This is a genomic window from Paenibacillus albicereus, from assembly GCF_012676905.1.
GTDB classification, from domain to species: Bacteria; Bacillota; Bacilli; order Paenibacillales; family Paenibacillaceae; genus Paenibacillus_O; species Paenibacillus_O albicereus.
In genome coordinates this window covers 3,169,196-3,196,159 of the sequence record NZ_CP051428.1, presented here as the reverse complement: position 1 = coordinate 3,196,159, position 26,964 = coordinate 3,169,196, and the positions used below count along the sequence as shown (strand labels likewise).

The window sequence follows — 26,964 nt, the reverse complement described above, 5'->3', positions numbered from 1 at the left end:
CTTCTGCAGCCTGCCTGCGTCTGTGACGGTGCAAGAGAGGGGGAACCTTCGTGGTAGAGCCTGGTCTCATACGAGCCGCTCAACAGGGCGATCGCGACGCTCTCGTGTCCCTATTGCGAGACATAGAGAATCACGTTTACCGGACCGCCTATTACATTCTGGGCAACGAGCAGGACGCGCTGGACGCTTCGCAGGAGGCGTTGATCCGCATCTACACCAAGATCAATTCCTACGAAGAGAAAGCGCAGTTCAAAACCTGGATCCAGCGGATCGTCACGAATATATGCATCGATAAATTCCGCCGCACGAAGCCCGTCGTCTCCATCGAGGAACATGACATGGTGTTCCGGGAGAAGCAGGACGTGGAGGAGGAAGTGCTGTCCGCTTACGCGGCCAAAGATATTCGAGAGGCAATCGACAAGCTGCCGGATCACCACAGAGCGGTTGTCGTGCTTCGGTACCTGCAGGACTTTTCCTACAACGAGATCGCGGATTCGCTCGACCTTCCGCTCAACACGGTGAAGTCTTACTTGTTCCGGGCCCGCCAGCAGCTGCAGACACTGCTCCATGACTATCAGAAAGGCGGTGTCCGAGGATGACTTGTCAAGAGGTGGTAGAATACATGAACCGATATTTGGACGGAGATCTTGACGAGCTGGAACGCCAGGAGCTGATGGATCATCTCCGCCATTGTCCGGACGACCAGGAGCTGTTCGAGCGGCTGCAACGGCTGTCCGGAGAGCTCGAGGAGCTTCCCAAAATCACCCCGCCGTTCAGCCTCGTCGATTCGATCCTGCCGCAGCTGGAGGAGATCGACGCCCACCGCGACGCCAAGGCGTCCGCCAGCCAGGCGGCCGAAGCGACGTCTGCGAGAGCGAGCGAGGCCGGCGGACAGCCGGCCCGCCGGCCGGCAGCGAGCCGCTTCAACCGGCGCGCCCGCGTTTGGACGGGCTCCGTGGCGGCCGCCGCGGCGGCGGCGCTCATTCTCGTCCTGGCCCCATGGGGCACGGGGCCCGATTCTCCGCTGACGGCCGAAATCAACAACGCGGCCGATACCGGCGGACAGGAAGCCAGCACGTTCAGCGCGGGCGATGCCGCCGCGCCCGCCAGCGGCTTGGACTCGATGCAGTCGCAGAAGAATGAAGGTTCTCCGAGCGCCAAGCAGCAGATCGTGGACGGCCAGACGGTGCCGACCGCGACGACTCCTCCCGAAAGCGGGTCGGCGGAGCCTCGCGCGGGCTTGCGGCAGGAGCCGCCAGCCGAATCCCCGTCCGTCTCCGCGGGCGGAGGGCAGGGCTCGACGGTCTATCCGTCGCCTGGGGCGGATGCCGACCGCGAAAGCGCCCAATCGGCTCCGCCGAAAGCAAGCCTGAATTTCGCCGGACCTTCGCCGGGCGTCGTCTCGGGCATCATGGGAGATACCGACATGGGCATCGCGGCGGTGCCGGAGGTGACGTACTCTCCGAATCAGCAGTTCAGCTACTCGATCAGCCATGGCTGGATCGTCATTACCAAAGCCGACGGGGGCAAGGTGTTCGATCACACGTTCGACGGCGCCGTGTCCGATCCCGCCTGGAGCGAGGACAGCCGGTACCTGAGCGTGACCGTCACGGACAAGGACGGCACCTCCAAGCCGTACCGGATCGACGTGCAGGACGGCGCGCTTGTCGAATAGGCGGGCGGGCCAAGCACCGAATCGGGGGCATCTGCGTATGATGCTTCATCAGCCAGTCAGCGGGGAGGACGCAGCCCCTGGCATCGTATGACCATCGGCCGAGGCGCCTGGGAGCCTTAGGATCGATGTTTATATAGATGGTCCGATCGTGCGGTACGAGGCGCTGTTTGCGACATGCAGGCAGCGCCTTTTGCTGTCCGGCCGCTTGCCGGGCGCCGCGATCTGTCCTATGATGGGACGACAGACGAGGAGGAGACGATCGATGCACGCGAAGGACGTGGGGAAGGATATCAAGGCGGGGCGCATCGCGCCGGTCTACGCGGCGTTCGGCAAGGACCGGTACCGCATGGGGCAGTTCGCTTCCATGCTTGCGGACAAGCTGCTCGCGCCGGACGAAAGGGAGCTCGGCATGGTCCGCTTCGATACGGCGGAGACGGCGCTGGAGGAGATCGTGGCGGAGGCCCAGACGCCGCCCTTTTTCGTGCCGCGCAAGCTGATCGTCGTGCGGGACGGAGCCGTGCTGTGCGCGGCTGCCAAGGAGAACGGCAAGCTGGAGCACAAGGCCGAGCGGTTCTTGTCCTATATGGAGCAGCCGTCGGAGACGAGCGTCATCCTGTTCCTCGTGCAGGCGGACAAGCTCGACGAGCGCCGCAAGATCGTGAAGCTGCTCAAGGAGCGCAACCTGATCGTCGCTTTTCCCGAGCTGAGCGAGGGAGAGCTGGCGACCTGGGCGGTCCGGCGCGCCGCCGACCAGAAGCGCGTGCTCGGGGAGGATGCGGCTCAGCTGCTCGTCGCGCGCCTCGGGACCGGCATGCAGGCGCTGGCGCAGGAGGTCGACAAGCTGTGCCTGTACGCGGGCGAGGGCGGCACGGTGACCCAGGACGACGTCGCCCGCCTGACGGCGGCAACGGTCGAGGAGGATGCGTTCGCGCTCGTCGACGCGGCGCTGGAGCGGCGCATGGACCGCACGCTCGCGCTCTACCGCGAGCTGCTGCTGCGCAAGGAGGAGCCGATCCGCATCGCGGCGCTTGTTGCCCGCCAGCTGCGCATCATGCTGCAGATCAAGGAGCTGGAGCGTCACCGCTACTCGCCGCAGCAGATGGCCGGGCAGCTCGGCCTGCATCCGTACGCCGTCAAGCTCGCGGCCGAAAAGGCGCGCCGCTACGATACGGCCGTGCTCGGCCGTCATCTGGCTGCGCTCGCGGAGCTGGACTACCGGATGAAGACCGGCCAGGTGGACAAGGAGCTCGGCCTGCAGCTGTTCTTCCTGTCGATAGGAGCTCAGCCGGCCGCCGCGCCGCTGGCTTAGAGTCCGCTCCTGAACGCAGTTCCCGCTTCCCCGCTTGAAGCGGGCAACCAAAAAAGCCCCGCTCCGGAAGGAGCGGGGCTTTCCGCTGTGGCGGCAATTAAGCTTGGGCCGTAAGGGCGTTCAGCTTCTTGGCCAGGCGGGATTTTTTACGGGCTGCGGCGTTTTTATGGATCAGGCCTTTGGTGACGGCTTTGTCCAGCTTCTTGGAAGCCACGATCAGGGCAGCCTTCGCTGCTTCTGCATCGGTACCGGCGATAGCGACATCAGCAGACTTGACAGCCGTGCGGAGCGCGGATTTTTGGGAAGCGTTCAGAGCGCGGCGTTTCTCGCTCGTTTTCACGCGTTTGATGGCGGATTTGATGTTTGGCACTTGTGATTCACCTCCTACAAGGGGTACAGGCCCCATACTGCAACACAACTTAAAATATCTTATCATGGGCCTGCCCAAATTGCAACCATAACGGAAGGATAAGGGAACCGCTTCCGCATAAGATCGGAGGCCTTTTCGCACACTAGGGTCAAAACGGGCAGAGGAGCTGTTCGCATGACTCATGATGTCGATTTGGGCCGGTATGCCGTCCATACGGATCTGGCGCTGGAAGCGAAGGAAATGGCGGAGGAAGCGGGGAACCCGATTCCCGGCGTGCTGACGGAGACGTCGGAAGCGGACGGCATCAAGGTCACGCGCCTGGAGGTGCAGAACGAGGCCGGCTCGCAGGCGATCGGCAAAGTAATCGGCAAGTACGTCACGTTCGAGGTGCCGGAGCTGCGCACGCATGATTCGGAGCTCGGCGACAAGGTGGCGACGCGCTTCGCGCAGGAGTTCGAGCGCTTCCTGCAGCAGCTCTCGGTGCCGGCGAACGCCAGCGTGCTCATCGTCGGTCTCGGCAACTGGAACGTGACGCCGGACGCGCTCGGCCCGCTCGTCGTCGAGAACACGATGGTGACGCGGCAGTTCTTCGAGCTGATGCCCGATCAGGTGGCGCCGGGCTACCGCGCCGTCAGCGCGGTCGCGCCGGGCGTGCTCGGCATTACCGGCATCGAGTCGAGCGAGATCGTGCAGGGCATCATCGAGAAGACGAAGCCGGATGTCGTCATCGCCATCGATGCGCTCGCCTCGCGCTCGCTCGAGCGGGTGAACACGACGATCCAGATCGCGGACACGGGCATCCATCCCGGATCGGGCATCGGCAACAAGCGCAAGGGACTGACCAAGGACATCCTCGGCGTGCCGGTCGTCGCGATCGGCGTTCCGACGGTCGTGTACGCGTCCACGCTGGTCAACAGCGCCTTCGACATGATGAAGGAGCATTTCCGCAAGGAGCAAGGCGATACGAGCCAGCTCATGGGCCTGATCGACCAGCTCGCCGAGCAGGAGCGGCTCGCGCTCGTCAAGGAAGTGCTGTCCCCGCTCAAGCATGACCTGCTCGTGACGCCCAAGGAAATCGACCAGTTCATCGAAGACATCGCCAACGTCATCGCGAGCGGCCTGAACGCCGCGCTGCACGAGGCGGTCGACTCGTCCAACGTGGCGGCCTACACGCATTGACAAGGCGAGGTCCGTGGCAGCTCAGCGGGGCTCCGACGTCGGGTTGAAGGCGATGTAGTCGAGGCGATGGTTGAGCTGCAGCATGAGCTGCCGCGCCATGTAGGAGGCCGAATACTTGAAGTCCGTCTCGGCCCAGTACAGCAGCGTTCCGATCGTGGCGGAAGCCCGATAGTGAAGCATGAAGTCGTGGTCGACCTCCAGATGCTCTCCCTCCAGCGACAGCCGCAGATCGCGCTTCATCGCTTCGCGGAGCACGCGGGACATCGCCCCGGCCAAGCCGGCATCGGTGGCGAGCAGGGCAAGGAACGTCTCGCGGCTGCGCTCGACATGCTCGAACAGCATGAGGCTGGACGGATAGATTTCCTCCGCGCCTACGCCGCTGCGGCCCGGATAGGGCGCGAGCAGCAGCTCGGAGAAGCGGCGCAGGAACTCGCTGCGGATTTCCTCCAGGAGCTCTTCTTTGCCGGCGTAGTGGTTGTAGAACGTTCCGCGATTGTAGTCGGCGGCTTCGGCGATCTCCTGGATCGTCGCAGTCGCCGCTTTCTTTTCGAGCATGAGACGGATATAAGCCTGCTGGAGCGCTTCCCGGGTCCTCCGGGCCCGGCGGTCGAGGGGTGTTTCCATGAGCGGCATTCCTCCTTCCATCTAGTGTGCGTGCATCCCGGACGTTTCAATCGTTCGTCGACATTCTCCGCGATTATGTCCCACTTCGCGGCTGCGGCCGACAGTCTGCGTCCGACTGCCGGGTAGGCGACGAATCGCTCTTCGCTGCTTATTGCGGACCCGATCGAGCGGGCGTACACTGAGGATGTCTTCCCACTCTAAAGCGCTTCCAGACGTTGCGGCCGCCGTCCGGAATCGAATCCATACCTAGAATAAAGGAGTGCAATCCCTTATGACAACTGAACGCAAAGCCGCCATCATTACCGGAGCCGCCGGAGGCATCGGCAAGGAACTCGCCCGCCGGATGGCCGAGCGTGGCGTCGATCTGGTGCTCGTCGATCTGAAGCGCGAGGCGGTGCTCGCCGTCGCCGAGGAGCTCGGGCTGAACGAGACGAACTCGCTGGCCGTCGCGGCCGACGTATCCGTCGAGAGCGAGGTCAAGGGCTACGTGCAGGCCGCCCTGGACAAGTTCGGCCGCATCGACTACTTCGCCAACAACGCCGGCATCGAAGGTCCGATGGGGCTGATCGAGGAGCAAAGCGTCGACGCGCTCGACCTCGTCTACCGGGTGAACGTGCGCGGCGTCTTCCTCGGCCTCCAGCACGTGCTGCCGGTCATGAAGCGCCAGCAGTCGGGCGCGATCCTCAATACGTCCTCGCTCGCGGGCCTGATGGGAGCGCCGGGCATGTCTCCGTACATCATGTCCAAGCATGCCGTCATCGGCCTGACCCGCGTCGCGGCCAACGAGGCCGCTCCGAGCGGCGTTCGGGTGAACGCCGTCCTCCCGGGCACGATCAACACGGCCATGATGCGCAAGATCGAAGCCAACTCGGGCATGGCGGATGCGTTCAAGACGGCCAACGAAGCCTCCACGCCGCTCGGCCGCTACGGCGAGCCGCAGGAGGTCGCAGCCGTCATGAACTTCCTGCTCTCGGACGAAGCTTCGTTCGTCACCGCTTCGCTCTATACCGTCGACGGCGGCATGGTCGCCCAGTAACGGTCCGCTTGCCGGCCCGCCTCGTTCCGAGGCGGGCCTTTTTGCGCGCTCCCCTCTGTTCCTCGATTCGGATTCTTCTACAGGTTCTACCTTCTTGCGGCCGCTCATAGAGTAGATAGCAGGTGATAGATTCGGCGAGGCGCAAGAGGGAAAGGCCATGACGGCATCAGGGGGGACAAGCGCATGATACGGATGGGAACAGGAAGGAATGAAGGAAGCCTGCGGCTGCGGAGGCTGCTGACCGCGGGCAGGACGTTCGTGGCGATCAGCCTAAGCTCGATGGTCGCGTTCATGCTGATCGGAGCGCTCGCGATGGTGCGGGAGGAGCGGGGAGGCTCCTCGCTTCAGGGACTTGCGTCCACGGTTTCAACCGCCTTTTTTGCGGACATGCTGGGAATGGAGATTCCCGTCTACCACAGTCCGGCCCAGGGCAGCTTCTCCGACCGGCAGCTGGCGCAAGCGGCGGCCGAGACGCTGACGGAGGTCAATCCGGCCGATCCGCGCAGCCTGCTGGCCGCCGGCCTGCCCGGCCTGGAGCCGCCGCCGGCGAGCCCGGCTCCGTCGCCCGACGGCGCGGCTCCCGGCGCGGGCGGAGAAGCGGACGAGCCGGCCGGGGACGAGGCCGACAATCTGGACGCTCATGATCCCGGCGTGCTGGACGAAGCGGACGAGCCGGGCGTCGGTCCGGTCGGGGAGATGCCCGGGGCCGCCGCCGAGCCGTCTCCGCCGGGCGGCGGAGCGCAGGAGCCGCCGTCAGCGGGCGAAGCGGCATCCGGCAAGAACATGGTGTTCATTTACCACACGCATGCCCGCGAATCGTACGCGCCGGAGCTCGTCGGCGGCAGCAGCGATCCGCAGTCGGACCAGATCAACGTCGGCCAGGTCGGCTCGCGGCTCGCGGAGCAGCTCGAGAAGCGCGGCATCGGCGCGCTGCACGACACGACGGACTATCCGACGGCCGTCGCCGGCTACCGCTGGGAGCTGAGCTACAAGTACTCCAAGAAGACGGTGCAGCAGGCGATGAGCGAGAACGGGCGGCTGAAGCTGTTCTTCGACATCCACCGCGATTCGCAGAAGCGCAAGATCACGACGAAGTCGATCGGCGGCCAGGATTACGCCAAGGTGTTTTTCGTCATCGGCAAAGGCAACCCCGACTGGAAGCGCAACATGGCGTTCGCCGAGTCGATCCACGAGCGGCTTGAGCAGGAATATGCCGGCTTGTCGCGGGGCATCCTCGGCAAGACGAGCAAATCGGGCAACGGCGAGTACAACCAGTCGCTCTCGGGCCAGAGCATCCTGATCGAGATCGGCGGCGTCGACAACACGCTGGAGGAATGCTATCGGACGGCGGACGCGCTCGCGGAGGTCATCGCCGACCTCTACTTCAACGACCAGAAGGCGTAGACGGAAACGAAAGCGGCAGACCATCGAACGAGGAGGGAACCTGGGATGAAGAAAGGACCGCTGAAATGGACGATCGTCGGAGCCGCGCTCGCGGCGGTGCTGATGTTCGGCATGGAGATGACGTCGGCCGGCATCGGCCGCGTCTACGGCCCCGTCGAGGGCAGCGAGCCGGCCGAGATCGGGCGCTACGCGGAGGCGGTCCGGGAGCTGGAGCTGCAGCAGGCCAAGCTGAAGCAGCTGGAGTACGAGGCCGATCTGAAGCGGCTGCAGAAAAAATACGGCATCGAGGCCGCGGCCTCCATGCCGGAGGCGGGAGCATTTCTCGGCGACGAGGAATCGGCGGCCGCGCCGGCGCTCGCCCAGGCGCAGAAGGAAGACTGGCGGCTGGAAGGAGAGGCCGGCTCCCGACTGCCCGGCATCGCCGATCCGCAGGGCGAGACCGGCGTCAACCGGCTGGCCGACGGCACGGCCGGCATGCTGCAGAGCGTATCGAGCTCGGGCATCCGCTTCCTCGTGACGCTGTTCGACTCGATGACGCAGTAGCTGCGGCGCGCATGCGCCGTTTTCATTGCCCCTCATCCTCCTAAGCGGTATAATGAAGGGTAGATTTATTGAGGGGTGTGGATCACAAAGCATGGCAGACGTACGCGACCGCCAAAACAAGATACGGAACTTTTCCATTATCGCGCATATCGACCACGGAAAGTCCACGCTGGCTGACCGGATCCTGGAGTATACCGGCGCGCTGACTTCACGGGAGATGCAGTCCCAGGTGCTCGATCAGATGGAGCTGGAGCGGGAGCGCGGCATCACGATCAAGCTGCAAGCCGTCCGTCTCGCCTACAAGGCCGACGACGGCGAGGAATATATCCTCAATCTCATCGACACGCCCGGGCACGTCGATTTCACCTATGAGGTGTCGCGCAGCCTCGCGGCCTGCGAGGGCGCGCTGCTCGTCGTCGACGCCGCTCAGGGCATCGAGGCGCAGACGCTGGCCAACGTCTATCTCGCGCTGGACAACAACCTCGAGATCCTGCCGGTCATCAACAAGATCGACCTGCCGAGCGCGGAGCCGGAGCGCGTCAAGCAGGAGGTCGAGGACGTGATCGGCCTCGACGCGAGCGACGCCGTGCTGGCGTCGGCCAAGGCCGGCATCGGCATCAAGGAGATCCTCGAGCAGGTCGTGCTGAAGGTGCCGGCGCCTGCCGGCGATCCGGACGAGCCGCTCAAGGCGCTCATTTTCGACTCCCACTACGATCCGTACAAAGGCGTCATCGTCTACGTGCGGGTCGTGGACGGCAGCATCAAGGCCGGCAAGAAGATCCGCTTCATGGCGACGGGCGCCGAGTTCGAGGTCATCGAGGTCGGCGCGTTCAAGCCGCGGATGACGATCGTGGACGAGCTCGCCGTCGGCGACGTCGGCTTCGTCGTCGCGGGCATCAAGAACGTCAAGGACACCCGCGTCGGCGATACCGTCACGGAGGCCAAGCGCCAGGCGGCGGAGCCGCTGCCGGGCTACCGCAAGATCAACCCGATGGTGTACTGCGGCCTGTATCCGATCGACAACACGGAGTACAACGACCTGCGCGAGGCGCTCGAGAAGCTGCAGCTGAACGACGCTTCCCTGACGTTCGAGCCGGAGTCGTCGACGGCGCTCGGCTTCGGCTTCCGCTGCGGCTTCCTGGGCCTGCTCCACATGGACGTCATCCAGGAGCGGATCGAGCGCGAGTTCAACATCGACCTCATCACGACGGCGCCGAGCGTCATCTACGACGTCACGCTGACGAGCGGCGAGGTGCTCCACATCGACAACCCGTCCAACTATCCGGAGGTCGGCAAGATCGAGCATGTCGAGGAGCCGTACGTCAAGGCGGCCGTCATCGTGCCCAACGACTTCGTCGGCACGGTCATGGAGCTGTGCCAGAACAAGCGCGGCGAGTTCGTCAACATGGAGTACCTGGATACGAACCGCGTCACGATCACGTACCAGATCCCGCTGTCGGAGATCGTCTACGACTTCTTCGACCAGCTCAAGTCGAGCACCAAGGGCTACGCCTCGTTCGACTACGAGCTGAGCGGCTACCGCCAGTCCAAGCTCGTCAAGATGGACATCATGCTCAACGGCGAGACGGTCGACGCGCTGTCGGTCATCGTGCACCGCGACCGCGCCTACCAGCGCGGCCGGATCATCTGCGAGAAGCTCAAGGAGCTCATCCCGCGCCAGATGTTCGAGGTGCCGGTGCAGGCGTCGATCGGCCAGAAGGTCATCGCCCGCGAGACGGTCAAGGCGATGCGCAAGAACGTCCTGGCCAAGTGCTACGGCGGCGACATCAGCCGCAAGCGCAAGCTGCTCGAGAAGCAGAAGGAAGGCAAGAAGCGGATGAAGCAGGTCGGCAACGTCGAAGTTCCGCAAGAGGCGTTCATGGCCGTGCTCAAGATCGACGAGGACTGATCCGGACCTGCGGCCTTGCGGCCGCGCAGGTCCGGAACCGGGCGGAGGAGAGCGCATGCTCTCCTCTTGCGCCGTTTTACGGGGCGACCGCGGCTCGTCCGCACCCGCTCCCCGAGGAGGGAACACCTATGCTGCATCACGCGCCTAGAGCGCTTTACATCCATATCCCGTTCTGCACGAACAAGTGCCATTACTGCGACTTCAACTCCTACATCCTCAAAGGCCAGCCGGTCGACGACTATCTGACCGCGCTGGAGCGCGAGATGGAGCGGACGCTCGCGGCGACGCCGGCAGGACGCATCGACACGGTATTCGTCGGAGGCGGCACCCCGACGGTGCTGACGCCGCCTCAGATGGAGCGTTTCCTCGCTTCGGTGCGCCGGCTCTGGCCGCTGCACGAGGGCACGGAATTCACGATGGAGGCCAATCCCGGCACGACCGATCCGGACAAGCTGGCGGTCATGTTCGCCGGCGGCGTCAACCGGCTGAGCTTCGGCGTGCAGTCGTTCGACAACGGCCTGCTGCAGCGGATCGGACGCATCCATGACGTGGACGACGTGTACCGCAGCCTGGACAACGCGCGGGCGGCCGGCTTCCGCAACCTGTCGATCGACCTCATGTTCGGCTTGCCGGGCCAGACGGTGGAGCTGCTGTCCGACAGCGTGGACAAGGCGCTCGCGCTCGACCTGCCGCATTACTCGCTGTACAGCCTCAAGGTCGAGGAGAACACGCTGTTCCATCATCTCTATGAGAAGAACCAGCTGCCGCTGCCGACGGAGGACGAGGATCTCGAGATGTACCTGCATCTCATCCGCCGTCTCCAGGGGGCGGGCTACGAGCATTACGAGATCAGCAACTTCGCCAAGCCGGGCTTCGAGTCCCGGCACAACTCCACCTACTGGCGGAACGAGCCGTATTACGGACTCGGCGCCGGAGCGCACGGCTATCTGGAACGCCATCGCCACGTCAACATCAAGGGCGTGCAGCCGTACATCGACGCCGCGCTGGAGCGCCTGCCCCGCCTGTCGGGGGAGACCGTGTCCGAGGGCGAAGCGATGGAGGACTTCATGATGGTCGGCCTGCGCCTGCTGGACGGCGTGCGCGGAGCCGACTTCGAGCGGCAGTTCCCCGGCCGGACGATCGAGGACGTGTTCGGAGCGCAGCTCGAGCCGCTGCTGCGGGACGGGCTGCTGCTCCGCCTCGAGGACGGGGAGCACGGCAGCCTGCCGGGAGGGACGCCGTTGCGACCGGGCCGGGGCTACCGGCTGTCGCCGCAGGGCGTGTTGCTCGGCAACGAAGTGTTCGGGGCGTTCATCGGCGTCCTGGACGATGCGATTCATTCTTAGAAGCGAAGGGGATTGAATTCCTTGGAAACGAAACCGAAACCAAACTTAAACAAAGACGAGCTGCTTGAGACCGAAGCCGCCGATCCGGTCGCCGAGCTGAAGCGGGCCGCGAGCCGCTCCTCCGACTGGAGGGCCCGCCAAAAGGCGGCGTCCGAGCTGGCCGCTCTCAAGGCGCCGCAATCCGCCGCGATCCTGCGCCGCCTGCTGGCGGACGATCCGGTGCATCCGGTGCGCGAGGCGGCTTACCGCGGCCTCGTCTCGCTCGGCGAGCCGGCGCAGGCGCCGGTCCGCAAAGGCTCCGTCCCGGTCAAGGGACTGGACAAGATTGTCGTGCGCGTCCGCAAGAGTCTGCCGGAAGGCCATGCCTTCTCCGACTTCAAAGAGAAGCTGCGGAAGATGAGGCTCGACGTGTACGACGTGCTCGAAGGCGACAAGGGGGCCGAGTTCGACGGCTGGCTCGAGGAGCAGTGGAAGGCTTCCTTCGAGCGCAAGTAGAAATAGAGCTGAGAAAGTGCGCAATCAATCGTTCTTGCCGAAATCAGGCAGGAACGATTTTTTTTTGATCCTCTTCATTTTTTGGGTAAAACCCCCTAAACTTTTCATATTTTCATTCCGATAGTAACTTCTAGCTAGGGTAGGACTTGATTCCTAATTCCATTTTCCTACCCGGTACGATATGGGAGGGTCTTGATTCATGAAAAAAGTGTTTAAGCTTGGTTGCCTCGGGTTTGTAGGTCTGTTCGTCATCATCATCATCATCGGAATGGTGGCTTCCAAGGATGACAGTCCGACCACGGCGAACCAATCCGGAGAGGCGGCTCAGACGGCGGCGAATACCGGCGGCGAAGCCGACAAGAAGGAAGAGGCGAAAAAGGAAGAAGCAGCTCCTGCCGAGCCGGTCATGGCTAAAATCGGCGAAGAACTTCAGGTCGGAGACGTCGTCTTCAAAGTCAACAAGACCCGGGTGACCAAGGAAATCAAGAATGGCGAGTACTTTGTTTTCAAGCCTGATGCAGAAGGCAGCGCGTACTATGTCGTTAATGTCACCATTACGAACAAGGGGAAAGAAACCATTCAGACGGATTCTTCTTTCTTCAAGCTGCTCAAGGATGAAATTGAATATTCCCCTACGTCGCTTCTGGGCGCAGATGGCTTCTTCATGTATGACGGAATTAACCCTGGCTTGTCTCAAACAGGCAATGTGGCTTTCGAGATTCCCGAAACGCTGAAAGACTTCGTTCTGAACGTTCAGACCGGATTCTGGGGAACGGAGCAGGGGCAAATTAAATTGGCCAAATAGAATAAACGGAAAAAAGCGTCCCCTCTCCTGAATCAAGGAGCGGAACGCTTTTTCTTTTTATCGAAAGGAATCCAATTGTCCAAGCCATTCTTAGTGTGACTTTCCGTCCTCGCTTGAATCGATAAGGTGAGTACCGGAGTCATCCCTTGACTCCTCCCGGACAGTCTTGGTGTACAGCCATAGCGAGACCAGGAAATTGACGATGACGACGAGCGATCTGGAGAGGATGAGCATCCAGTCCATGGCGGTCACTTCGGGAGAACCATTGCCGATCGGTCCTGTTTTCGGGACGTTGTACTCGATCCACATGTCGATGAAGGCAAGGATCAGGAAAAACAAGAGGCTGCTGCTGCCGATCAGGTAGGCGGAAGACCAGAACCGTTTATTTCGCCGCATCGCCGCCCTCATGTCCGAGCCTTCGGTTGAACGCCTGGGACTCGTTCCGCGGAATGCTCAGCGACTGCCAGCTTTCCGCGCGCGAGGCTTTGGCCAGCTGCACGATCTGCCCGACATGGTATCCATAATGGGACAGCTGGCGCTGGATCGTCTGCAGCACGAGATGAGGCTCGCTGCGGATCGTGACCGTGCGCAGGAGATCCTCCGGCTGCAGCCCGTCCAACGTGTCAAATACGATGCCCCAGCCGTCCTCCCACCACTGCAGCACCTCGCCGGCAGTCGTGCCGGCCGGAATCTCGAACTCTCCGTCGCGGTCGCGCCAGGACTTCTCGCCGTCGGTCGAAAGGAAATCCGTCAAGCGGGACTTCATGTTGCCGGACAGATGCCGGACGATGACGGCGATCGAGTTCGACTCCGGCGCCGGAACGGCGAACAGCGCCTTTTCGTCCGCCTGCTCGAGGGCCCGGTCGCCCAGCTTCTTCTGGCTGCGGAACACCTTCCCGGCATCCTCGAGCATGCGTGCGCCCAGTTCGCTCGCGGGCACGGCATGGGGTTCAGTCATGGGCCATCTACCTCCTCTTTTTTCCAGTATACATCAGGCAGGCCTCTTTTTTCTCTTGAGCATTCATTCGTTATCATGTATATTTATTCATATTGCGAAGAGGATGCCGGAAGGAGGAGAAGAGGATGCTCGTCCAAGAAGCCGTATGCCGCGCCGCCAAGCCGGAGGACGTCGATACGCTTTATGAGCTCATCCAAGGCTATGCGGAGAAGGGCATCATGCTGCCGCGGTCCAAGGACGTGCTTCTCCGCCAGATCGGCACGTTCGTCATCGCCGAGATCGCAGGCAGGGTCGTCGGCTGCGGATCGCTGACCCGGCTCGGCCAGGATCTCGTCGAGATCCGCTCGCTCGGCATCAGCGAAGGGCACAAGGGAGCCGGCATCGGCAGCAAGCTCGTCGCCAAGCTGATCGAGCAGGCCCAGGCTCAAGGCATTCCCAAGATCATGGCGCTCACCTATGAGGTCCGCTTTTTCGAACGCAACGGCTTTTCCGTCGTGGACAAGGAAATCTTCCCCGAGAAGGTCTGGACCGACTGCGTCAACTGCCCGAAGCAGCATGCCTGCGACGAGATCGCGGTCATCCGCTATATATGAAGCGTTGAATCTCAGCCCGTCCGCTGATCGAGGACGGGCTTTTTTTGTCGACCTGAAATTACGCAACCTCACCTAAAAAAAGGGGAATTTACTTCATATTGGCACGGAGGCATACTAAGGAAGCTTCACGCCCCGATTCATCATGCCGGAACGAAAGGAGGAGCCGCGGAAACAAGCCGATGGTTATGGAAGCGCTTCATTTATTAAAGGAGGAATGTTGACGTGAAATTGCGAACGCTTGTCCTAGTCGCCCTGGCGACCCTGCTGCTGCTGGCGGGCGGCCGGCCGGCCGGAATGCCGAAAGCCGAAGCCGCCCCGGTATGGAACCTGACCTGGAGCGATGAATTCAACGGCGCCTCCGGCTCCGCTCCGGACGGCAGCAAATGGGGCTATGATCTCGGCGCGGGCGGCTGGGGCAACAACGAGCTCCAGAACTACACGAACCGCCGCAACAACTCCTATCTGGACGGCGGCGGCAATCTTGTCATCAAGGCGATCAAGGAGGCCTACAACGGAAGCGAGTACACATCCGCGCGCCTGCTGACCAAGGGCAAGTTCAATCAGGCGTACGGCAAGTTCGAAGCGCGCATCAAGCTGCCTTACGGACAAGGCATCTGGCCGGCGTTCTGGATGCTCGGCAGCAACCTCGACCAGGCGGGCTGGCCCGGCGCAGGCGAGCTGGACATCATGGAATACCTCGGCCACGATACGAGAACCGTATACGGCACGGTGCACGGACCGGGCTATTCGGGCGCGGGCGGCATCAGCAAGTCGTATACGCTCCCGAGCGGCACCTTCTCGGATTCCTTCCATATCTTCTCTGTCGAGTGGGAGCCGTCCCAGATCCGCTGGTACGTCGACGGCAACCTGTTCCACACCTTCAACAAAAGCCAGCTCGGGGCGGGACAGACGTGGGTATTCGACCACTCGTTCTTCATGATCCTGAACTTGGCCGTCGGCGGCAACTGGCCGGGCTATCCGAACGCCTCGACCGTATTCCCGCAGACGATGACGGTCGACTACGTGCGGGTATACGCGCAAGGCACGTCGCCGTCCGCGCCGGTCGAAAGCGGCGCCATCTACAAGCTGATCAACGTCAACAGCAACAAAGCGCTCGACATCTACGCGGCCAGCACGGCGGACGGAGCGAACGTGCAGATCTATACGGACAACGGCACCGGGGCGCAGCGCTGGCAGGCCTATGCCCAGGCCGACGGCAGCTTCACGCTGATCAATCCGGCGAGCGGCAAGGCGCTGGATGCCGCGGGAGCGGGGACGGCGGACGGGACGAACGTGCAGATCGCCAACCAGAACGGCTCCGCGGCTCAGAAGTGGCGAATAACCGCGAATGCGGACGGCAGCTTCAAGCTCGTCAACGTGAACAGCGGCAAAGCGCTGGACGTCGCCAGCTCCGGCACGGCCGACGGCACGAACGTGCAGCTGTGGACGGACAACGGCACCGGCGCCCAGAAGTGGAGGCTGGTCAAGCTTTAAAGCTCGACTCGCGACGTAAGCAAAAGGGAAAGGCGGCTCTTCCGAGAGCCGCCTTTCCCTTTATTTCGGCTTCCGACTTACTTGACAACGCTCCGCCTGTTTTGGTATTTTGGTTATGAATGTTAGCACTCGATAGAGTGGAGTGCTAATCACTCGTCCGCACCGGACATCGTGGAGCCGGCGGCATGCAGAGGGAGGATGGTACGGATGTTGACGGAAAGGCAGCAGCTGATTCTAGGCGTAATCATCGACGATTATATCCGTTCCGCCGAGCCTGTAGGCTCCCGGAGCATTTCCAAGCGAGGCGACGTGGCCTTCAGCCCGGCGACGATCCGCAACGAAATGGCGGATTTGGAGGAGCTGGGATTCCTGGAGCAGCCGCATACGTCGGCTGGACGCATTCCATCGATTCAAGGCTACCGCTACTATGTGGATCATCTGATGAGACATGAGGCGGTCGCCAAGAGCGAGCTGCAGGCGATCCGCGCGTTCGTCGCCAGCCGCATGACGGAGGCCGAGCAGGCCATCCAGCAGGCGGCGATGATTATTTCCAATCTGACGAACTACACGTCGATCGTGCTCGGGCCGGACTCGGTCAATCAGGCGCTCAAGCAGTTCCAGCTCGTGCCGCTCGGCGGCGACAAGGCGGTTGCGATCGTCGTGACCAATACCGGCCACGTCGAGAACCGCACGGTGACGATCCCGCCGGACCTGGACATGAACGACATCGAGCAGGCGGTGCGCTTCCTCAACGAGCGGCTGAGCGGGACGCCGCTCACCCGCCTCAAGTCCCGCCTCTTCTCGGCGGCGGGCGAGGAGATGGGCCGCTATGCCGATCAGTGCGAGGGGCTGCTCAAGCTGATCGAGCAGGCCGTCCGCCCGGAGGACGACAGCCGCCTGTTCCTCTCCGGCACGACCCGCATCCTCGCCCAGCCGGAGTTCAAGGACGTCGACAAGGTCAAGAACATCCTGGGGCTGCTCGAGGAGACGCCGACGCTGATGCGGCTGTTCTCCTCCATGCCCCAGGGCTTGTCGGTGCGGATCGGGACCGAGAACGACCATGCCGCTATCGCGAGCTGCAGCCTCATCACCGCCACGTTCACGATCGAAGGCGAGCAGATGGGCACGATCGGCATCCTCGGTCCGACGAGGATGGATTACGGGCGCGTCATCAGCTTGCTCGGCGAGTTCGGGCGCAGCCTGAGCGGCTTGGGGACGGAGCGCTAAGGCGCTTCGCCTCGGCTGGACGCGGCCAAGGGACGGGACCGAGCGTCCCTACATAGATTCGGCCGCAGCAAGGAACCATTTACGGGAGGTGAGCATGCTTGGAATCCAAAAAGAATACGATAGATGAACAGACAAGCGCGGAAGAAATCCTGACCGCCGACGAAGAGACGGCGGAGCAGGCGGCCGCTGCCGCAGGCGGCGAGCCGATCGAGGCCGAGCCGCAGGCAGCGGAGGAGGACAGGCAGGCGCCGGAGCAGGATGCCCGCTATGCGGAGCTGGCTCGCCAGGCGGAGGATCACCAGCAGCGGCTGCTGCGCGTCCAGGCGGACTACGACAACTTCCGCCGCCGCACCCAAAAGGAAAAGGAAGAGCTCGGCCAATACGCATCCGCGAAGCTGCTGACGCAGCTGCTGCCGATCGTCGACAACTTCGACCGGGCGATCGCCGCCGCGGCCGGCGGGGGCGACTCGGACTCGCTGGCCAAGGGCGTCGACATGATCTTCCGGCAGCTGCAAGGCGTGCTCGAGCAGGAAGGGCTGAAGGCGATGGAAGCGGTCGGACAGCCATTCAATCCGGAGTTCCATCAAGCGGTCATGACCGTGGAGTCCGACGAGCATGAGGAAGGCATCGTCGTGGAGGAGCTGCAAAAGGGCTTCATGCTCAAGGACAAAGTGCTCCGTCCCGCCATGGTCAAGGTAAGCGGCTAGAGCGGCCTTTAAGCTGCCTTTAAGATAAAGCGGGTATACTTGGATCGACCAATTCGAATGAAGCAATGGAAAGAAAGGGAGGACTACAGCGATGAGCAAAGTAATCGGCATCGACCTTGGAACGACCAACTCCTGCGTAGCAGTCATGGAGGGCGGCGAGGCCGTCGTCATTCCGAACCCGGAGGGCAACCGCACGACGCCGTCCGTCGTCGGCTTCAAGAAGGACGGAGAGCGCATCGTCGGCGAGACGGCCAAGCGCCAGGCGATCACGAACCCGGACCGCACGATCATCTCGATCAAGCGCCACATGGGCACGAGCCACAAAGAAACGATCGACGGCAAGGACTTTACGCCGCAAGAGATTTCCGCCATCATCCTGCAGAAGCTCAAATCCGATGCGGAAGCCTACCTCGGCCAGACGGTGACGCAAGCGGTCATTACCGTTCCCGCCTACTTCAACGACTCCCAGCGCCAGGCGACCAAGGACGCCGGCAAGATCGCGGGCCTCGAAGTGCTCCGCATCGTCAACGAGCCGACGGCGGCCGCCCTCGCTTATGGCCTGGAAAAGTCCGAGGATCAGACGATCCTCGTGTATGACCTCGGCGGCGGCACGTTCGACGTCTCCATCCTCGAGCTCGGCGACGGCTTCTTCGAAGTCAAGGCGACGAGCGGCGACAACCGTCTCGGCGGGGACGACTTCGACCAGGTCATCATCGACCACATCGTGGCGGAGTTCAAGAAAGAGCATGGCTCCGACCTGTCCAAGGACAAAGCGGCCGTGCAGCGTCTCAAGGATGCGGCCGAAAAGGCGAAGAAAGAGCTGTCCGGCGTCCTGACGACGACGATCAGCCTGCCGTTCATCACGATGGTCGACGGCGTGCCGCAGCACTTGGAGCTGAACCTGACCCGCGCCAAGTTCGAAGAGCTGGCCGCTCCGCTCGTGGAGCGCACGCTCGCGCCGACGCGCCAGGCGCTGAGCGACTCCGGCCTGTCGGCCAGCGAGATCGACAAGGTCGTCCTTGTCGGCGGCTCCACGCGCATCCCGGCCGTGCAGGAAGCGATCAAGAAGCTGATCGGCAAAGAGCCGCATAAAGGCGTGAACCCGGACGAAGTCGTCGCCCTCGGCGCGGCGGTCCAAGCGGGCGTCCTGACCGGCGACGTGAAGGATGTCGTCCTGCTCGACGTCACTCCGCTGTCGCTCGGCATCGAGACGGCGGGCGGCGTGTTCACCAAGATGATCGAGCGCAACACGACGATTCCGACGAGCAAGTCCCAAGTCTACTCCACGTACGCGGACAACCAGACGAGCGTCGAGATCCACGTCCTGCAGGGCGAGCGCGCCATGGCCGCCGGCAACAAGACGCTCGGACGCTTCATGCTGGGAGACATCCCGCCGGCTCCGCGCGGCGTGCCGCAGATCGAAGTCACGTTCGACATCGACGCCAACGGCATCGTCAACGTCAGCGCGCTGGACAAAGGCACGGGCAAGAGCCAGAAGATCACGATCACGTCTTCGAGCGGCCTGAGCGACGAGGAAGTCGAGCGCATGATGAAGGATGCCGAGCTCAACGCCGAGGAAGACCGCAAGCGCAAGGAGCTCGTCGAGGCGAAGAACAACGCCGACCAGCTGATCTACTCCGTCGACAAGACGGTCAAGGATCTGGGCGACAAGATCGACGCCGGCGAGATCGAGAAGGCGAACCAGGCCAAGGAAGCGCTACAGGCAGTCGTCGGCGGCGAGGATCTGGACGCGATCAAAAAAGCGACCGACGAGCTGACCGAGATCGTGCAGCAGCTGTCCGTCAAGCTCTATGAGCAGGCGGCGCAAGCGGAGCAAGGCGCTCCGGGCGCCGATGGCGGCGCGGCTCAAGGCGGCGCGGCAGGACGCGACAACGTCGTCGACGCCGACTACGAAGTCGTGGACGACAAGAAATAAAAACGGTACGATAGCTTCATAGCGTCACCAAGCGGCTCCGCCTTTTTCCGAGCAGCGTCCCGGCCCCAGCGCCGGGGCGTCAGGAGGGAGAGGGCGGTTGTTGCATGTCAAGCGGGCATTACATGGGGGTGAGAGGGATTGGCGGATAAGCGCGATTATTACGAGGTGCTGGAGCTCGGCAAGGACGCCTCGGCGGAAGAGATCAAGAAAGCCTACCGCAAGCTGGCGCGCCAGTACCATCCGGACGTCAACAAGGGCGCCGATGCGGAGACGAAGTTCAAGGAAGTCAAGGAAGCCTACGACACCTTGAGCGACGATCAGAAGCGCGCCGTGTACGACCAGTACGGGCATGTCGATCCGAACCAGTTCGGCGGAGGCGGCCAGGACTTCGGCGGAGGCGGCTTCGGCGACATCTTCGACATGTTCTTCGGCGGAGGCGGACGGCGCGACCCGAACGCGCCGCAGCGCGGCAACGACCTTCAATACACGATGACGATCGAGTTCAAGGAAGCGGTGTTCGGCAAGGAGACCGAGATTACGATCCCGCGCACCGAGAACTGCGACACCTGCCACGGCTCCGGCGCCAAGCCGGGCACGAAGCCGGAGAACTGCTCCGTCTGCCGCGGCACCGGCCAGCAGGAAGTCGTGCAGAATACGCCTTTCGGCCGCATGGTCAACCGCCGCGCCTGCACGAACTGCAGCGGCACGGGCAAGATCATCAAGGACAAGTGCTCGACCTGCCACGGCGCGGGCAAGGTGAAGAAGCAGCGCAAGATCACCGTCCGCATCCCGGCGGGCGTAGACGAGGGCGCGCAGATCCGCCTGAACGGCGAGGGCGAGAGCGGCACGCGCGGCGGCCCGAACGGAGACCTGTACATCGTGCTGCGCGTCAAGCCGCATGAGTTCTTCGACCGCGAGAACGACGACATCTACTGCGAGGTGCCGTTGTCGTTCGCGCAGGCGGCGCTCGGCGACGAGATCGAGATCCCGACGCTGACGGAGAAGGTCAAGCTCAAGATTCCGGCCGGCACGCAGACCGGCACGTACTTCCGCCTCAAAGGCAAGGGCGTGCCGAAGCTGCGGGGCTACGGCAACGGCGACCAGCACGTCAAGGTGACCGTCGTCACGCCGACGTCGCTCACCGACGAGCAAAAGGACCTGCTGCGCCAGCTCGGCGGCTTCGGCGGCAGCGCGGCAGCAGGGGGCGAGGAGCATCATGAGAGCATCTTCGATCGGATGAAGAAGGCTTTCCGCGGCGACTAGGCGGCTCCGCGCTTCGTTCGGCGACCAGCAAGAGGGATTTCCCCGATCGGGGAGATCCCTCTTTTTTTCGGACGCTTCACGAAAATCCATGAAAGCGCTTGACAGACCTGAAGAAGAACAGGTATCCTTGGGATGTGGTCAATTGGATGATCCAATTATCAGGTTGATCGTAAAGACAGAGAGAACGAACCGATGAGAGAGGAAAGAAACCGACTCATGACGATAAAAAAAATCAAATACCATCGCGTGTACGAGGATGTCATCGAGCAGCTGAAAAACCTGATCCTCGAAGGCAACCTCGCGCCCGGAGACGTGCTGCCGACCGAGCGCGAGCTGGCCCAGTCGTTCGGCATCAGCCGAGGCACGCTGCGGGAGGCGTTCCGCATCCTGGAGCGGGAGGGGCTGATCGAGGCCCGGCCGGGCGGAGGACGATTCCTGAGCAAGGCGCTCGATATCGCCGAGGACCGCACCCGCATCCTCGACAACATCGAGCGGGCGACGATTATCGAGCTGCTGGAGGCCAGGGAGCTGTTCGAGACGGGCATCGTGGAGCTCGCCGCCAAGCGGGCGACCGAGGAGGACATCGCCGAGATCGAGGCGGCGTTCGAGGCCTGGGGAGGCATCGGACCGGAAGGCGACAGCTCCAAGCCGGATCAGGCGTTTCACCTGTCGATCGCCAAGGCGACGCATAACGTCGTGCTCGTGAACCTGATCGAGCTGCACATGGACCTGCTGCAGCGGACGCTCCGCAAGACGGCGGCCATCCCTGGACGCAAGAGCGAGGTGTACGAGGAGCATCGCCTCATCCTGCTGGCGATCAAGGAAAAGGATCCGGTCAAGGCCCGCCTCGCGCTGCTGCACCACTTGAGCCACGTGAAGGAAAACATTCAACGAAACGCCGTTCAGGTCTAAAGGGGGCAGCCCCTTTTTCTTTCGCCATAAATTGGACGATCCAATTATCCACTTATCCAAATGAAGCAAGATATGGAAGCGGTTCATTTCCATCGGCCGCGATCCGCACCATGAGGGAGTGAACGCAATGAGCACAGATATTCGAATCCTGTCCCCATGCGGAATGCTGGGATACGGATTCCCGGAAGAGTCGTTCCGCAGCGGCATGGAACGGCGGCCTCATGCGATCGTCGTCGACGCCGGATCGACGGACGGCGGCCCGCATAAGCTGGGCGCCGGCGTATCGATCGTCAGCAAGCGGGCGGTCAAGAAGGATCTCGGGCTGATGATTCCGGCCGGGCTGGAGGCGGGCATCCCGGTCGTGATCGGATCGGCCGGAGGCTCCGGCGCGAGGAAGCACGTCGACTGGACGCTCGAGATCATCGACGAGCTGCTGCAGGAGATGGGCAAGCAGGCCAAGCTCGCGGTCATCTGGGCGGACTTCGAGCCGGAGGAGATCGAGCGCGCCCGCAGAGAGGGACGGACCTCTCCGCTCAGCTCGAACATCCCTCCGCTGACGGAGGAGGCCGTCGCCGGCACGCGCAGCATCGTCGCCCAGATGGGCCATGAGCCGATCGTCGCGGCGCTCGAATCGGGGGCGGACATCATCGTCTGCGGCCGGGCGTACGACCCGTCGCCGTTCGCCGCCGTCGGCATCCACCAGGGCAAGGACCCGGGGCTGTCGTACCATCTGGGCAAGATTCTCGAATGCGGCGCGTTGTGCGCCGAGCCCGGCACGACCAAGGACAGCATCCTGGGAACGATCAGCGACGGCAGCTTCACGGTGGAATCGCTCAATCCGCAGCGGCAGTGCAGCGAGACGAGCGTCGCCGCCCACACCTTCTACGAGAAGGAGCATCCTTATCTTCTGCATGGGCCGGGATTCACGCTGGATCTGGAGCACTGCCGCTTCGAGCAGGCGGAGCCGGGCGTCGTCCGCGTCAGCGGCAGCCGCTTCATCCCGTCCGACACCTACGCCATCAAGCTGGAAGGAGCCATGCAGACCGCCTATCGGACGTTCGTCGTCGCCGGCATCCGCGATCCGATCCTGCTCGGCAAGCTGGAGGAGGTCGAGGAGCTGGTGCGGGCGCAAGCCAGGGAGTACTACCGGGACGTGCCGGAGTCCGACTATGCGATCCGCTTCTACAACTACGGCATGAACGGCGTGCTGGGCGGCCAGGAGCCGGAGCCGTTCCGCGGGCATGAGGTCGGCGTCCTGTTCGAGGTCGTCGCCCGCACCCAGGAGCTGGCCAGCAGCATCTGCGCTACGGTGCGATCGACCTTCCTTCACTACGGCTACGAGGGACGCAAGTCGACCGCCGGCAACCTGGCGTTCCCGTTCGCGCCGAGCGACATCGAGTTCGGGCCGGTCTACGCGTTCTCCGTGTACCATCTGATGGAATCGTCTCCGGACGCGTTCGCGATCGAGCATCGAAGAGGAGGGATGAAGCGATGACCAAGCTGGGCGATCTGGCCAAGGTGCTGCGCAGCAAAAATTCAGGACCGTTCGAAATTACGCTGGACGTCCTGTTCGACTCCAGGGAAAGCTACGAGCGGGTGAAGCGCTCCGGGGCTGTCACGCCGAAAACCGTCAGCGAGGCGTACGGAATCTCGGAGGAGCAGATCCATCATTTCGTCTTTTTCGATCCGGCGCTCGGATTCAAGGTCACGATGGCCCGGGACGTCTCCTCCGGCAGCGCCGGCGATCGGGACGTCTACGGCGCCCAGCAGCATGCCCCGCTCATGCGCCTTGAGATCGACAGCCATCAGGAGGTGTAGGCCATGAGGGCCATGAAGCGGCTGCGGCAGGACTGGGTGCTTTACGCCATGCTCGCCCTGCCTTTGCTCTACTTCTTCGTCTTTCATCTCATTCCGCTCTACGGCATGAAGCTCGCCTTCCAGGACTACCGCATCCTCGGCGATCATGTCTGGGTCGGCCTGAAGCATTTCGAGACGCTGTTCAGCTCCCCCGCTTTCGCGAGCGTGCTGCAGAACACGATCATCATCAGCGTCATGAAGATCGTCTTCGTCTTTCCGATCCCGATCGTGCTGTCGCTCTTCATCAACGAGGTCCGCAGCTCTCGGTACCGGAAGTACGTGCAGTCCGTACTGTATCTGCCGCATTTCCTGTCCTGGGTCGTCATCGCGGGCGTCTGGATCAGCCTGCTGGATCCGGCCACGGGAGGCGTCAACCAGATCGCCGGCTTCTTCCAGCTGCCGTCGATCGACTACATGACGAGCAAGGAGCATATCCGCTGGGTGCTCGTCCTGTCCGAGATCTGGCGCAGCGCAGGATGGGATTCCATCATCTATCTCGCCGCGATCATGAAGATCAGCCCCGGCCTGTACGAGGCGGCCAAGATCGACGGGGCGACGCGGCTGCAGCAGATGCGGTTCATCACGCTGCCCCATCTCTACAGCACGGTTGTAACCGTCTTCATCCTCAATCTCGGCTTTTTCATGAACGCCGGCTTCGACCAGGTGTTCAACTTCATGAACGCATCGGTCATCAGCGTCGTGGACATTCTGGATACGTACGTGTACCGGATCGGCATCGGCAGCGGCCAGTTCGCCTACGCGACGGCGGCCAGCCTGTTCAAAGGCGCCATCGGCATCGTCCTCATTCTGGGCACGCACTTCATCTCGAAGCGCGTCTCGGGCAAAGGCGTCTGGTAAAGGAGGGGGAACCACGTGAGACGACTGGAAGGATCCAAAATCGCCATTTATCTGCTGCTGTTCGCCTTCACCTTGACGGTGCTCGTGCCGCTGCTCAACCTGCTTGCCCTATCCTTCACGGCGCCGGGCAAGGCCTATCTGATGAGCGGCCTCGACCTGATTCCGAAAGGCTTCTCCACGCTCAACTACGAGCTGCTCTTCTCCAATCCTCTCATCACCGGCGGCATCCTCAACTCGGTCTGGATCACCGTCGCCGGCACGGCGCTCAATCTGGCGCTCACCTCGATGGCGGCCTACGTGCTCGCCCGCAACGAGTTCATCGGCAAGAAGGCGGTGCTGTTCTTCCTCATCGTCATCATGGTGTTCGAGCCGGGCATGATTCCCGAGTACCTGCTGGTCAAGGACATCGGCCTCATGAACACGCTGACGTCGCTGATCCTGTACAAGGCCGTCAACGTCTACTACCTGTTCATCCTGATGCGCTTTTTCCAGGACATTCCGGAGGAAATCCTGGAGGCGGCGCGGATCGACGGGGCGGGGCATTTCCGGATGTACACGCGGATCTTGATGCCGCTGTCCAAGCCGGGGCTGGCGACGCTCGGCCTGTTCTACGGCGTCTACCACTGGAACGAGTACTTCCGCGCCACGCTCTACATCTCGGAGCCGTCCAAGTGGCCGCTGCAGGTCGTGCTGAGGCAGTTCGTCGTGCGCAAGGACAACACGTCGCTGATCGGCAGCCAGAACCTGTTCGACAGCTCGATTCCGTTCGACTTCGCTTCGCTGCAGGCGGGCACCATCATCATCGCGATCGTGCCGCTGCTCGTGCTCTATCCGTTCATTTTGAAGTATTACGCCAAGGGAGCTTTGGAAGGGGGCGTGAAGGATTAAGGCCGGAGCGCTCCGGCCGCCCGCACCGGGCCGCTTCATGACTGCACGCCATCATCCATAAGGGGAGATCACGCACATGAAAAAATGGACCACGATCGCATTCACGGCCGCATTGGCCGTAACCGTAACCGCCTGCTCATCCAATGCCGGCAATCCCGCCGCCAACGCAGGCGGAGCCGGGGCCGATCCCGGCGGCGGCAGCGGCCAGCCGGTCACGCTCAAGATCGTATACAAAGACGAAGGAACGTCGAACGCCGCATCCGTCAAATTTTTCCAAGAACTTGAGAAAGCGCTTGCCAAGGACGAAGGGCTGGACGTCAAGTTCGAGCTGGTCGACCTGGCGCAGGGCAGCTATGCGGAGAACCTGAACCTGCTGCTGCTCGGCGGCACGATTCCGGACATCATCTACTTCCAGGGCGGGGACCAGCAGATGGCGGAGCAAGGCCTGCTCGAGGACCTGACTCCTTATATCGAGAAATCCGAGCATCTGAAGACGATCCTGGAGCCGCATAACCAGACGCGCATGGCCAGCTATCCGTACCTGCTGTGGATCAAGCCGCTTGCGCCGAAGGTGCCGGTCGTGCGGGCCGATTGGTTCGAGGCGATGGACAGCTCCAAGGCGCTGACGGCGGATCCGAGCGTAGACAACTACTACGCCTTCTTCAAGGAGCTGGCCGAGAAGAAGCCGGGTTCGGGCAAGCCCTCCTACGCGCTGACGGCGGCAGGCGACATCGCGGAGATCAACACGATCTTCAACGCGGCGTTCGGCCTCGACCAGACGTGGATCAAGAAGGACGACGGCACGTTCGAGTACTCCCGGATCTCCGAAGGCGAGAAGGAGAAGCTGGCGTTCTACAACAAGCTCTACAAGGAAGGATTGCTCGATCCGCAGTTCATCACCAAGCAGTGGGATACGAAGGAGGACGCCTTCTACAAGGGCGAGGCAGGCGTCATCACCGGTACGGCGGGCAAGATCATCGACCTGTACAACGGCCGCATGCAGGAGCTCGGCGGCGAGAGCGCCAAGCTCGTCGTGCTGCCGCCGGCCAAGGGCGTCAGCCAAGGCTTCGGCGCGACGGACGTGACCAAGGAATCCCGCGGCCTGGCGATCTCCTCGCAGTCCGCGAACAAAGAAGCGGCGTTCCAAGTGTTCGACTACCTGGCGAGCCCGAAAGGGCAGATGCTGGACCGCCTCGGCTACGAGGGCGAGAACTATGCGGTCGTCGACGGCAAGATCGAGCTGAACGACAACTATTACAACAACTGGTACGCGCGCTTCTGGGAGCCGGTCGAGATCAAGTCGGAGATTCCGCTGCAGACGCCGCTGCTCGGCGAGCCGGGAGCGAAGTCGCTGGAGCTGGCTTCGACGTTCTACACCGAGGACAATTCCTTTATCATTCCCGAGCAGTTCGTCGCCAACTGGGATGCGATGAACAACCTGTACAAGGAATATTCGACGGACTTCATTACCGGTAAGAAGGATTTGAGCGAGTTCGGCGCGTTCGTCGACGCCTGGAACGCCGCCGGCGGAGCCGACATCACCGCATATGCGAACGAAACCATCCAGTAAGGAGTG

General features: G+C 62.6%; 27 protein-coding genes. 23 read left to right on the top strand and 4 right to left on the bottom strand.

Annotation, left to right across the window (positions count from 1 at the left end):
* Positions 1 to 50 precede the first annotated feature (50 nt).
* The 3 genes from HGI30_RS14210 (at position 51) to holA (ending at position 2,984) form a co-directional block, all read left to right on the top strand.
* Complete coding sequence (locus HGI30_RS14210) at positions 51 to 599, top strand: RNA polymerase sigma factor (protein WP_028597116.1); 549 nt, start codon at positions 51 to 53, stop codon at positions 597 to 599.
* The gene (locus tag HGI30_RS14205; protein ID WP_328805127.1) at positions 596 to 1,675 is read left to right on the top strand and encodes a zf-HC2 domain-containing protein; all 1,080 of its coding nucleotides are present in this window, start codon (positions 596 to 598) and stop codon (positions 1,673 to 1,675) included. Before HGI30_RS14210 ends, HGI30_RS14205 begins: the two co-directional genes overlap by 4 nt.
* A gap of 262 nt (positions 1,676 to 1,937) precedes the next feature.
* Complete coding sequence (gene holA, locus HGI30_RS14200) at positions 1,938 to 2,984, top strand: DNA polymerase III subunit delta (RefSeq protein ID WP_168908156.1); 1,047 nt, start codon at positions 1,938 to 1,940, stop codon at positions 2,982 to 2,984.
* A gap of 97 nt (positions 2,985 to 3,081) precedes the next feature.
* Here the strand turns inward: holA and rpsT are convergent, their stop codons facing one another.
* Complete coding sequence (gene rpsT / locus HGI30_RS14195; protein WP_028597113.1) at positions 3,082 to 3,354, bottom strand: 30S ribosomal protein S20; 273 nt, start codon at positions 3,352 to 3,354, stop codon at positions 3,082 to 3,084.
* 174 nt (positions 3,355 to 3,528) lie between these two features.
* On the opposite strand from rpsT, the gene gpr reads away from it, so the two are divergent.
* Positions 3,529 to 4,533 (top strand): GPR endopeptidase, encoded by a 1,005-nt coding sequence (gene gpr / locus HGI30_RS14190; protein ID WP_168908155.1) that lies wholly within the window; start codon positions 3,529 to 3,531, stop codon positions 4,531 to 4,533.
* A 21-nt stretch (positions 4,534 to 4,554) separates the two neighbouring features.
* On the opposite strand, the gene HGI30_RS14185 is transcribed toward gpr, so the two are convergent.
* Positions 4,555 to 5,157: a TetR/AcrR family transcriptional regulator gene (locus tag HGI30_RS14185; RefSeq protein ID WP_168908154.1), complete on the bottom strand. Its 603-nt coding sequence runs from the start codon at positions 5,155 to 5,157 to the stop codon at positions 4,555 to 4,557.
* A 271-nt stretch (positions 5,158 to 5,428) separates the two neighbouring features.
* Between HGI30_RS14185 and HGI30_RS14180 the strand changes: the two genes are divergently transcribed.
* The 7 genes from HGI30_RS14180 to HGI30_RS14150 all read left to right on the top strand — a co-directional run bounded on the left by HGI30_RS14180 (position 5,429) and on the right by HGI30_RS14150 (position 12,695).
* Entirely contained in the window at positions 5,429 to 6,193 is a 765-nt protein-coding gene (locus HGI30_RS14180) for an SDR family NAD(P)-dependent oxidoreductase (protein ID WP_168908153.1), read from the top strand.
* Between the two features lie 183 nt (positions 6,194 to 6,376).
* On the top strand, positions 6,377 to 7,597 hold the full coding sequence (locus HGI30_RS14175; protein WP_168908152.1) for a stage II sporulation protein P: 1,221 nt from the start codon (positions 6,377 to 6,379) through the stop codon (positions 7,595 to 7,597).
* A gap of 45 nt (positions 7,598 to 7,642) precedes the next feature.
* Positions 7,643 to 8,140 carry a hypothetical protein gene (locus HGI30_RS14170; RefSeq protein WP_168908151.1) on the top strand — a complete coding sequence of 166 codons (498 nt, stop codon included), beginning with the start codon at positions 7,643 to 7,645 and terminating at the stop codon, positions 8,138 to 8,140.
* A gap of 91 nt (positions 8,141 to 8,231) precedes the next feature.
* The gene (gene lepA / locus HGI30_RS14165; RefSeq protein ID WP_168908150.1) at positions 8,232 to 10,049 is read left to right on the top strand and encodes a translation elongation factor 4; all 1,818 of its coding nucleotides are present in this window, start codon (positions 8,232 to 8,234) and stop codon (positions 10,047 to 10,049) included.
* 128 nt (positions 10,050 to 10,177) lie between these two features.
* On the top strand, positions 10,178 to 11,395 hold the full coding sequence (gene hemW / locus HGI30_RS14160; RefSeq protein WP_168908149.1) for a radical SAM family heme chaperone HemW: 1,218 nt from the start codon (positions 10,178 to 10,180) through the stop codon (positions 11,393 to 11,395).
* A 21-nt stretch (positions 11,396 to 11,416) separates the two neighbouring features.
* Positions 11,417 to 11,890 (top strand): HEAT repeat domain-containing protein, encoded by a 474-nt coding sequence (locus tag HGI30_RS14155; RefSeq protein ID WP_235680133.1) that lies wholly within the window; start codon positions 11,417 to 11,419, stop codon positions 11,888 to 11,890.
* 199 nt (positions 11,891 to 12,089) lie between these two features.
* Entirely contained in the window at positions 12,090 to 12,695 is a 606-nt protein-coding gene (locus tag HGI30_RS14150) for a DUF4352 domain-containing protein (protein WP_168908148.1), read from the top strand.
* 90 nt (positions 12,696 to 12,785) lie between these two features.
* Here HGI30_RS14150 and HGI30_RS14145 read toward each other — a convergent pair whose 3' ends face one another.
* Positions 12,786 to 13,103, bottom strand: a complete 318-nt coding sequence (locus HGI30_RS14145) for a hypothetical protein (RefSeq protein WP_168908147.1) — start codon at positions 13,101 to 13,103, stop codon at positions 12,786 to 12,788.
* The gene (locus HGI30_RS14140; protein WP_168908146.1) at positions 13,078 to 13,653 is read right to left on the bottom strand and encodes a DUF1572 family protein; all 576 of its coding nucleotides are present in this window, start codon (positions 13,651 to 13,653) and stop codon (positions 13,078 to 13,080) included. Before HGI30_RS14140 ends, HGI30_RS14145 begins: the two co-directional genes overlap by 26 nt.
* Before the next feature lie 125 nt (positions 13,654 to 13,778).
* On the opposite strand from HGI30_RS14140, the gene HGI30_RS14135 reads away from it, so the two are divergent.
* The 12 genes from HGI30_RS14135 to HGI30_RS14080 all read left to right on the top strand — a co-directional run bounded on the left by HGI30_RS14135 (position 13,779) and on the right by HGI30_RS14080 (position 26,958).
* Entirely contained in the window at positions 13,779 to 14,246 is a 468-nt protein-coding gene (locus HGI30_RS14135) for an N-acetyltransferase (protein WP_168908145.1), read from the top strand.
* Positions 14,247 to 14,468: 222 nt separating this feature from the next.
* Complete coding sequence (locus HGI30_RS14130; protein WP_235680132.1) at positions 14,469 to 15,740, top strand: RICIN domain-containing protein; 1,272 nt, start codon at positions 14,469 to 14,471, stop codon at positions 15,738 to 15,740.
* A 207-nt stretch (positions 15,741 to 15,947) separates the two neighbouring features.
* Positions 15,948 to 16,967 (top strand): heat-inducible transcriptional repressor HrcA, encoded by a 1,020-nt coding sequence (gene hrcA, locus HGI30_RS14125; RefSeq protein WP_168908144.1) that lies wholly within the window; start codon positions 15,948 to 15,950, stop codon positions 16,965 to 16,967.
* Positions 16,968 to 17,065: 98 nt separating this feature from the next.
* Positions 17,066 to 17,674 (top strand): nucleotide exchange factor GrpE, encoded by a 609-nt coding sequence (grpE, locus tag HGI30_RS14120; RefSeq protein ID WP_328805125.1) that lies wholly within the window; start codon positions 17,066 to 17,068, stop codon positions 17,672 to 17,674.
* 91 nt (positions 17,675 to 17,765) lie between these two features.
* Entirely contained in the window at positions 17,766 to 19,610 is a 1,845-nt protein-coding gene (gene dnaK, locus HGI30_RS14115; protein WP_168908143.1) for a molecular chaperone DnaK, read from the top strand.
* A gap of 138 nt (positions 19,611 to 19,748) precedes the next feature.
* A complete protein-coding gene (gene dnaJ, locus HGI30_RS14110; RefSeq protein ID WP_168908142.1) occupies positions 19,749 to 20,873 on the top strand; it encodes a molecular chaperone DnaJ in 1,125 nt (374 codons plus the stop codon).
* Positions 20,874 to 21,089: 216 nt separating this feature from the next.
* Entirely contained in the window at positions 21,090 to 21,785 is a 696-nt protein-coding gene (locus tag HGI30_RS14105) for a FadR/GntR family transcriptional regulator (RefSeq protein WP_168908141.1), read from the top strand.
* A 127-nt stretch (positions 21,786 to 21,912) separates the two neighbouring features.
* A complete protein-coding gene (locus HGI30_RS14100; RefSeq protein ID WP_168908140.1) occupies positions 21,913 to 23,280 on the top strand; it encodes an acyclic terpene utilization AtuA family protein in 1,368 nt (455 codons plus the stop codon).
* A complete protein-coding gene (locus HGI30_RS14095; protein WP_168908139.1) occupies positions 23,277 to 23,603 on the top strand; it encodes a DUF4387 domain-containing protein in 327 nt (108 codons plus the stop codon). The genes HGI30_RS14100 and HGI30_RS14095 overlap by 4 nt, the downstream gene beginning before the upstream one ends.
* A 3-nt stretch (positions 23,604 to 23,606) precedes the next feature.
* The gene (locus HGI30_RS14090; protein WP_168908138.1) at positions 23,607 to 24,500 is read left to right on the top strand and encodes an ABC transporter permease; all 894 of its coding nucleotides are present in this window, start codon (positions 23,607 to 23,609) and stop codon (positions 24,498 to 24,500) included.
* 15 nt (positions 24,501 to 24,515) lie between these two features.
* Positions 24,516 to 25,388 (top strand): carbohydrate ABC transporter permease, encoded by an 873-nt coding sequence (locus tag HGI30_RS14085; protein ID WP_168908137.1) that lies wholly within the window; start codon positions 24,516 to 24,518, stop codon positions 25,386 to 25,388.
* 76 nt (positions 25,389 to 25,464) lie between these two features.
* On the top strand, positions 25,465 to 26,958 hold the full coding sequence (locus tag HGI30_RS14080; RefSeq protein ID WP_168908136.1) for an extracellular solute-binding protein: 1,494 nt from the start codon (positions 25,465 to 25,467) through the stop codon (positions 26,956 to 26,958).
* The last annotated feature ends 6 nt before the right edge of the window (positions 26,959 to 26,964 follow it).

Coding starts and splice junctions, on each gene's coding strand:
- HGI30_RS14205 (WP_328805127.1), top strand. CDS start 596: ATGACTTGTCAAGAGGTGGTAGAATACATGAACCGATATTTGGACGGA.
- holA (WP_168908156.1), top strand. CDS start 1,938: ATGCACGCGAAGGACGTGGGGAAGGATATCAAGGCGGGGCGCATCGCG.
- gpr (WP_168908155.1), top strand. CDS start 3,529: ATGACTCATGATGTCGATTTGGGCCGGTATGCCGTCCATACGGATCTG.
- HGI30_RS14185 (WP_168908154.1), bottom strand. CDS start 5,157: ATGGAAACACCCCTCGACCGCCGGGCCCGGAGGACCCGGGAAGCGCTC.
- HGI30_RS14180 (WP_168908153.1), top strand. CDS start 5,429: ATGACAACTGAACGCAAAGCCGCCATCATTACCGGAGCCGCCGGAGGC.
- HGI30_RS14175 (WP_168908152.1), top strand. CDS start 6,377: ATGATACGGATGGGAACAGGAAGGAATGAAGGAAGCCTGCGGCTGCGG.
- HGI30_RS14170 (WP_168908151.1), top strand. CDS start 7,643: ATGAAGAAAGGACCGCTGAAATGGACGATCGTCGGAGCCGCGCTCGCG.
- lepA (WP_168908150.1), top strand. CDS start 8,232: ATGGCAGACGTACGCGACCGCCAAAACAAGATACGGAACTTTTCCATT.
- hemW (WP_168908149.1), top strand. CDS start 10,178: ATGCTGCATCACGCGCCTAGAGCGCTTTACATCCATATCCCGTTCTGC.
- HGI30_RS14150 (WP_168908148.1), top strand. CDS start 12,090: ATGAAAAAAGTGTTTAAGCTTGGTTGCCTCGGGTTTGTAGGTCTGTTC.
- HGI30_RS14145 (WP_168908147.1), bottom strand. CDS start 13,103: ATGAGGGCGGCGATGCGGCGAAATAAACGGTTCTGGTCTTCCGCCTAC.
- HGI30_RS14140 (WP_168908146.1), bottom strand. CDS start 13,653: ATGACTGAACCCCATGCCGTGCCCGCGAGCGAACTGGGCGCACGCATG.
- HGI30_RS14135 (WP_168908145.1), top strand. CDS start 13,779: ATGCTCGTCCAAGAAGCCGTATGCCGCGCCGCCAAGCCGGAGGACGTC.
- hrcA (WP_168908144.1), top strand. CDS start 15,948: ATGTTGACGGAAAGGCAGCAGCTGATTCTAGGCGTAATCATCGACGAT.
- dnaK (WP_168908143.1), top strand. CDS start 17,766: ATGAGCAAAGTAATCGGCATCGACCTTGGAACGACCAACTCCTGCGTA.
- HGI30_RS14105 (WP_168908141.1), top strand. CDS start 21,090: ATGACGATAAAAAAAATCAAATACCATCGCGTGTACGAGGATGTCATC.
- HGI30_RS14100 (WP_168908140.1), top strand. CDS start 21,913: ATGAGCACAGATATTCGAATCCTGTCCCCATGCGGAATGCTGGGATAC.
- HGI30_RS14095 (WP_168908139.1), top strand. CDS start 23,277: ATGACCAAGCTGGGCGATCTGGCCAAGGTGCTGCGCAGCAAAAATTCA.
- HGI30_RS14090 (WP_168908138.1), top strand. CDS start 23,607: ATGAGGGCCATGAAGCGGCTGCGGCAGGACTGGGTGCTTTACGCCATG.
- HGI30_RS14080 (WP_168908136.1), top strand. CDS start 25,465: ATGAAAAAATGGACCACGATCGCATTCACGGCCGCATTGGCCGTAACC.